The organism is Methylophaga sp. UBA4204 (assembly GCF_002379485.1).
In the GTDB taxonomy this organism is placed as follows: Bacteria; Pseudomonadota; Gammaproteobacteria; order Nitrosococcales; family Methylophagaceae; genus Methylophaga.
This window is the reverse complement of sequence record NZ_DFTU01000094.1, coordinates 45439-52165: the sequence shown is the minus strand read 5'-3', so window position 1 is coordinate 52165 and position 6727 is coordinate 45439. Positions and strand designations below refer to the sequence as shown.

General features: G+C 44.3%; 8 protein-coding genes and 1 riboswitch. All 8 genes read right to left on the bottom strand.

What is annotated here, in order from left to right; translation table 11 throughout:
* The coding region (locus B3182_RS14365; RefSeq protein ID WP_292753231.1) for a hypothetical protein at positions 1 to 300 on the bottom strand (300 nt) is incomplete at its 3' end.
* Positions 301 to 380: 80 nt separating this feature from the next.
* Positions 381 to 971 (bottom strand): VPLPA-CTERM sorting domain-containing protein, encoded by a 591-nt coding sequence (locus B3182_RS14360; RefSeq protein WP_292355532.1) that lies wholly within the window; start codon positions 969 to 971, stop codon positions 381 to 383.
* A gap of 17 nt (positions 972 to 988) precedes the next feature.
* Positions 989 to 1068, bottom strand: a riboswitch (cyclic di-GMP riboswitch).
* A gap of 156 nt (positions 1069 to 1224) precedes the next feature.
* A complete protein-coding gene (rlmD, locus tag B3182_RS14355) occupies positions 1225 to 2553 on the bottom strand; it encodes a 23S rRNA (uracil(1939)-C(5))-methyltransferase RlmD (protein ID WP_292355530.1) in 1329 nt (442 codons plus the stop codon).
* Between the two features lie 81 nt (positions 2554 to 2634).
* The gene (locus B3182_RS14350; protein WP_292355528.1) at positions 2635 to 3234 is read right to left on the bottom strand and encodes a YdbL family protein; all 600 of its coding nucleotides are present in this window, start codon (positions 3232 to 3234) and stop codon (positions 2635 to 2637) included.
* Positions 3235 to 3245: 11 nt separating this feature from the next.
* Positions 3246 to 5303 (bottom strand): hypothetical protein, encoded by a 2058-nt coding sequence (locus tag B3182_RS14345; protein WP_292355526.1) that lies wholly within the window; start codon positions 5301 to 5303, stop codon positions 3246 to 3248.
* Positions 5303 to 6190: a cysteine synthase CysM gene (gene cysM, locus B3182_RS14340; protein WP_292355523.1), complete on the bottom strand. Its 888-nt coding sequence runs from the start codon at positions 6188 to 6190 to the stop codon at positions 5303 to 5305. Before cysM ends, B3182_RS14345 begins: the two co-directional genes overlap by 1 nt.
* A gap of 1 nt (position 6191) precedes the next feature.
* Positions 6192 to 6572 (bottom strand): holo-ACP synthase, encoded by a 381-nt coding sequence (gene acpS, locus B3182_RS14335; RefSeq protein WP_292355521.1) that lies wholly within the window; start codon positions 6570 to 6572, stop codon positions 6192 to 6194.
* The coding region (locus B3182_RS14330) for a pyridoxine 5'-phosphate synthase (protein ID WP_292753248.1) at positions 6569 to 6727 on the bottom strand (159 nt) is incomplete at its 5' end. The genes B3182_RS14330 and acpS, both read right to left, overlap by 4 nt.

Genomic DNA, 6727 nt, shown 5'->3' with positions numbered 1-6727 from the left:
ACTATGCCAACCTTTACTGGGCTCCTGATTGGGCCAGTGCGCGGCAACCTGCTTCAACCATTTGGCATTCACAGAGAAATCCTCAACCAGTAATACTGCCAAAACGTTACTAAGATGGTTGACGCGGGTTTTAAGTGGCATGGATTCCAACTGTGACATTGCCATAACCCTGAACTTATCGTCAGGAAAATCCGGTTGATAGCCTTTGATTAATCCTGCTAACACATCGATAGAATTGGCATTTATATGATCTTTTAATAAAGCTGGGGGCGATTCAGCTAACGGATCAGACTTTGCCATTTCAACTCACTCTTTTTTTCAGACATAAAAAAACCGTGGCTCGAAAGCCACGGTTTTTATTTTACGGTATTACGAGAGAGTTAAGCTTGTTGGTTTGCTTTTGTTCTTCTGCGAACAGCCATAAAGCCCATTAAACCTGAACCGAACAACCATACCGCTGCTGGTAAAGGAACCTCACTAATAGGCGGACAGTAGACGCCAGAAACTTCCAGTTTTGACCAAAAAACGTCTTCTGAATTATCGGTGAAAAGCGCTTTCAGTGATAAACCATCAATAATTTCATCAAAAAGACTAGAGCTTAATGAAAAAACATCGTAACCGCCATCTAGCCAGCCAATATGCTCAAGTCCAGTGCCATACCAATTATCTGTATAAGCGAAAATTTTATCCCACCCGAAAATAAAAAAGTTATCAGCATTAGATTTTACAGTTAAAGTTGCTGATTCAATTGTCAAATCAGCTACATCGATACTATCGAAACCCCAGTAAGCGTATTTTCCACTGTTATTAATATCGCCAGTCGTCAAGGTAGTTGAGAAAGGCTGGCTATTATCACAGAGATCACCATTATCACAGTAATGTGGTTTAGGATGATAAAAAGTGGCTGATGCAGTTGTAGAAAAACCTAACATCAAAAGTGTCGCGGCAAAGATTGGTGTTAATAATTTCATTTACATTTCCTTCCTGAAAATGCAACCCGGCTATCTTATTAAGGAAGACCCGTGGCTTTCCGTCTCTTGGCTCACACCAAGGTTGGCACTCAAATATTTAGTATTGCTCCGGTTCATTCCTGGAGCAATGTTGCCTATATTAAAGGAAAAATTTCCTAAAACTATTGTACCTTGGTACTAAATAGGGAACTTTTTTAACTTCAATTTCCGAGTACTTTGTGAACCATTTAAAACTACTAGAAATATTTTCCCATCATTTTTGAAATAATGCGATCGATTCAACATGACTGGTATGAGGAAACATATCCATGATGCCGGTTTGTACAAGCGTATATCCATATTGATTCACAAGTTCACCGGCATCACGGGCCAGAGTAGCGGGGTTACAGGAAACGTAAACAATGGTTTTGGCGCCCAGATCAGCAATCTGACCCAGCACTTCAAACGCGCCGCTTCTGGGAGGATCCAGTAATACTTTTGTGAAACCTTCCTGTGCCCAAGGATAATCTTTCAATTGTGTTATCGTTAAATCAGCCATTTCAAATACAGCGTTGTCCAGACCATTCATCCCGGCATTTCTCTGTGCATGTGCCACTAGAGATTTATCCCCTTCTACCCCAATCACACTTCGGACACGTTTTGCCAAAGGCAGGGTAAAGTTACCCAAACCACAAAACAGATCCAGTACCCGATCGGTTTCCTGCAAATCAAGCATCTCAATCGCCTTGGCAATCATTTTATGGTTGATAGCGGCGTTGACCTGAGTAAAGTCGCCCGGGGCAAATTCCAGTCTGAGACCTTCTTCAGGTGCATAATGCAATTGTGGTGCTTCAGGCCATAATGGACTGACGGTATCCGGCCCGCCTGGTTGTTGATAGATCCACAAATCCTTTTGCTGACCATAGTTAATCAATTTTTGCTTATCTGTTTCACACAATGGATCCATGTTCCGGAAAACCAGAGCTGTATTGGCATCATCCATCGCCACTTCTATTTGTGCGATTCGGTTATAGGCTTCAAGGCTGGCAATCATTTCCCCCAGCTCTTCCAGGCGTAATCCAACGCGTGGATCCAATACTTCACATTGCGTTAACTCAGCCAGATAAGGTGACCCTTTTTCTCTAAAGCCGACCAGCACTTTTTCTTTTTTGGTCACATAACGGACACCTAAACGAGCTTTACGTCGATAGCCCCACAGAGGGCCAGTTAACGGTGCTAACCAATTCTCTGGTGTCAGTTGTCCAAAGTGCGAAAGCTGTTCCTTTAAGGTGTCTTGTTTCAGGCTTAACTGAGCTTCTGGTGACATATGCATCAAACTGCACCCACCACACACACCAAAATGTTGGCATTTTGCTTCAACGCGATCCTTGGAGGCAGACTCAATCGAGATTACTTTGGCCTCATCATATTTTTTATGCAGCCGGGTATATTTAAACGACACATTTTCACCCGCCAACGCACCGTCGACAAAGACGGTTTTACCCTCAATTCGGGCAATGCCACGACCATCATGAGAAAGACTCTCTATAGTTGCCTGAACAGCTTCTGTAGGGAGCCGTTTTCTGTGATTACGTCGTGCCATTTGTTAAACCTTTAAACGAAAATTACATAAAAAAAGTCCGGTCATGCTTTTGCATAACCGGACTTAAACTTGATTGAAAAATTATTTTTGCTTCCAGCTGCCGCCTTGCTGATACCACCAACCTTTGGCTGCATTGCTTATCCAGCGTCTGGCAAAGGTTTCCTGGATATCAGATTCCCATTCAGGATGCCCGTTAGCACGGGCTATTTCAGCGTATAAGGCGTTACGATCCTGATTCTCTTCAGCGATCAGAGTATTTACTGTATTACGATCTTTTAATGGCACTGCAGAGGCATCACGCAAGGTAATCAGACCATTACTGGTTAATCCCACCGCACCGGTTTGATAAAACGGATGAAGTTTCTCATGGCGCTGTTTCATTTTTGCCTGCAAAGCATTAATTGCCGGCGAATTAATATTCAAATTAGCTTCTGCCTGCGCCGGTGAGACCAACCAGTTCAATACCTGCATTGCAAGCGGCATATTCTGTTTTAAAGCACTAGTACTGTCTTCCGATTCAGTCGGTTGTGGCTGCGTCGGGTTTTCGCGTCCCCATACATCTTCAATAATTCGATCTGCAGCTTTTTCAGCAGCCGCTGCCGGAAAATAGATATTGATTGTCACACAGGAAATCAGCATTAACCCTGCGGTAGTGCCCGTTAACCATTTTAATAAACCCATTCGATTTTCCTTTATTGAATAACTGGCCCGTCGCTTTGACTGACCGCTTTTAATCTGGCGATTAATTCTGGCCAATCCACCTCACGGTTATAGCCAATCACATTAATCCATGGTGGCAGGCCGCCACCTTTAACAATATAGTACCCTTGCTCAGCAGGTTCTATACCACCCATCTGACAGACAGAATTCATCAAACGACAACTTAGACCAATTTTGCTATAGGAAAAATCTTCAAACAGGCCCATAAACCCACGCGATAAAATGGCAGCCGGACCACCACCAATCTGCGAAAGATTATTGACGGCACGCTGACTTATTCGCCGCCGACCTGGATCCTCTTCTGGTGTCTCAAATAATGCATCAAATTGCACCGGTTGCCAGTTTGATAAGCGTAAATTATGGATACGACCATCTAATTTGCCGCTTATATTACCAAAATCGAAAGTATTGGTGAGCGTCTGTAGATCCAGACGGTTAATATCGATATTGGCATACAACTGAGGCAGGCTTCCGAATGGCTGTTGTAAACGGAGATCTCTAATCACCGTCGTGCCATCAAATAATTTCAGTAACAATGCTCCATCGACAGTGATCTCTTCATCAGCATAACTGACTTTGGGGATCATGCCGGACAATTTACCTTGAAGCGTTGGCCAGCCCAGTAAAGGACTTAATTGATCCATTGAAATCGGGCTTAATAATCCCTCAAACTGCCAGCTTCTTCCCTGCTCTTCATCAAGACTTAATTGAAAGTCATTCAGTGATAATGCTCCATCCAGAATAGGTAATGACAAATTGGAAAATTGAATCTGATTCTGACTCGCTTCTGCCTGTAAGGTTGAGCCACCCAATGGCAAGGATAAAATAGAAGCCGAGTTCCAGCGTAAATCAATCGGTATCACTGACTCCTGGTTAGTCCATCCCAGTTCCCCTTCAAGGTTATCAATAGCAAACCGTCCAGCATCATCGACTATCGTGACCGACTGTAAATTCATTTGAAACAGATATTGCTCTGGCTGCCATTGCAAACTGGCTGTTAACTCCCCGGTGGTTTGCAAATGACTCAGGGACGAACCTGGAATAAATGGTTGTAACCAGTCTTTATATAATTGTGCTAAATCAGTGCTACGGAGGTCCATTTGCAGATGTGTTAATTGCGTTGCCTTACCATTTAACTCTGCATTGGCTGAAATGGAAGTGCTTTGTGAAAATTCAACATCATTTATCTGCCATGTTTTGTTGGCATTATTGAATTGTCCTTCACTGCTTAACGTGACAGAGTGTTCAGCCAAATCCAAAAAGATCGGTTCAAAGTAGGTCTGGCCCTTATCGATAGTTAGCGTTTGCTGCCATGACGAGCGATCATTTTCGATTTGCAGTGCCAGTTGTATTTGGGCTGCCAGAGCTTCGCCAGCATAACTTCCGCTGGGATCAGCAAACATTACATCTCTTAGTTTTCCGGAAACTTTTGCCGAGGCTAAGTGTGTTTGATTACCGGTAAGTTCTGCATCAATATCCATTAGGGCATTGATATTCCATTGCGAAAGTAATTCCAGTTGCTTTTCATTAACGTATGGACCGATAAATTTAACCAAGCTGTTTAACGCAACATTTTCCCCGGCCACCTGAGCTTGCCATTGACCCTGTTGGTAATCCGCCTGAACGTCCATGCTGCCTTGATCCAGCTGGATACCTGTTAAAGTCAGTTGATAATTTTCTTCTTCTGCACGAGATTTAATATTGAATGCTATTTTTTGGTTGCCCCAAAGAGCATGGCTGAAGTCCAGTTGACCAGACTGACAATCTATTTGCCCGGATAACCAGCGTAAGGTTTCACAGCGCAGTCTGACATTTTTTAACAGACCTACTGGTGCTGTTAACTGTAATTGTTTGGCTGTGGCAGTAAGCGCTAATCCGGTGGATTGTAAATTGACTTCAACTTGCAAATCAGTGATGTCGACTTGCTCGCTTGACCAGGAGCCGATCTGAATAGCCGCCTGTTCTATTGCATGTAACTGGGAGGTCGCTACCAGTAATAAAACCAATAAGACTAGAGTCCTGGTTAGCATTAGTCTGCCGGAAACACACCTGTAGAAAGATAGCGATCACCACGATCACAAATAATGCAGACGATAACAGCATTGGAAACCGTTTCCGATAATCGTAACGCAGCAGCAACACTGCCACCTGATGAAACGCCACAGAAGATGCCTTCATCACGGGCCAGTTTGCGCATGGTGTCTTCAGCAACTTCCTGTTCTACATCCAACGTCATATCTACTCGTTCCGGCTCAAAGATTTCTGGCAGATAAGCAGCTGACCAGCGTCGGATACCCGGTATTTTTGAGCCTTCGACGGGTTGAACCCCGACTATCTGAACTGCTGGATTCTGTTGTTTCAAATATCTGGAAACCCCCATAATGGTGCCAGTTGTTCCCATGGCGCTGACAAAATGGGTTACTTCTCCATTGGTATCCCGCCAGATTTCAGGTCCGGTCGTTTCATAATGCGCTAATGGATTATCAAAATTACCAAACTGATTCAGAACTTTGCCTTCCCCCATCGCCTGCATCTGCAGCGCCAAATCACGTGCGGATTCCATTCCATCGGTTAAAATAATTTCGGCACCATAAGCCCGCATTGAAGCCCGCCGTTCCGAACTCATATTTTCCGGCATAATCAGAATCATCCGATATCCCAGAATAGCGGTGACCATTGCCAGCGCAATACCGGTATTGCCACTGGTCGCCTCTATCAGCGTATCGCCAGGCTTAATATCACCTCTCAGTTGAGCATGGCGAATCATGCTGGCAACCGGCCGATCTTTAACCGATCCGGCAGGGTTATTACCTTCCAGCTTAGCCAAAATCGTATTACTGGTATTGCCGGGCAATCGCTGTAAACGGACCAGAGGTGTATTGCCTATGCAGGATTCAATGGTGGGATATTGTGACATTCTAACCTTCCACCAGGACAACATAGGCGGTGGCATAATCACCATCGTCACTCAGACTGAGCATAGCTGTCTGGATATTTTTTTCTGACAATAACTGTTCGGCATAAGCATTAAAGACCAGTTCCGGTTTGCCCAGACTATTATTGCGAACGGCGATATGTTGCAGGCTTAACCCATCCCGAAAGCCTGTGCCCAAGGCTTTGGCCGTGGCTTCTTTTGCAGCAAACCGTTTAGCCAGAAATGCGGCAGGTTGCTGGTTTTTTTGAAACTGCTCGAATTCGCTCACATCCAGAATACGCTGTGCGGCTTTATCGCCGTACTTTTTTAACATTTCTGCGATACGGGGAATATGCACTAAATCCGTGCCAATACCACTGATCATGAATGTCGTGCACCTAACATCAGTTTTTTCATTTCCCGGACGGCTTCCTGAAAGCCGGTAAAGAATGATCGTGCCACAATGGCGTGGCCGATATTCAGCTCCACCAGCTCTTTAATCTCTGCGATGGGTCTTACATTGTGATAATGCAAACCATG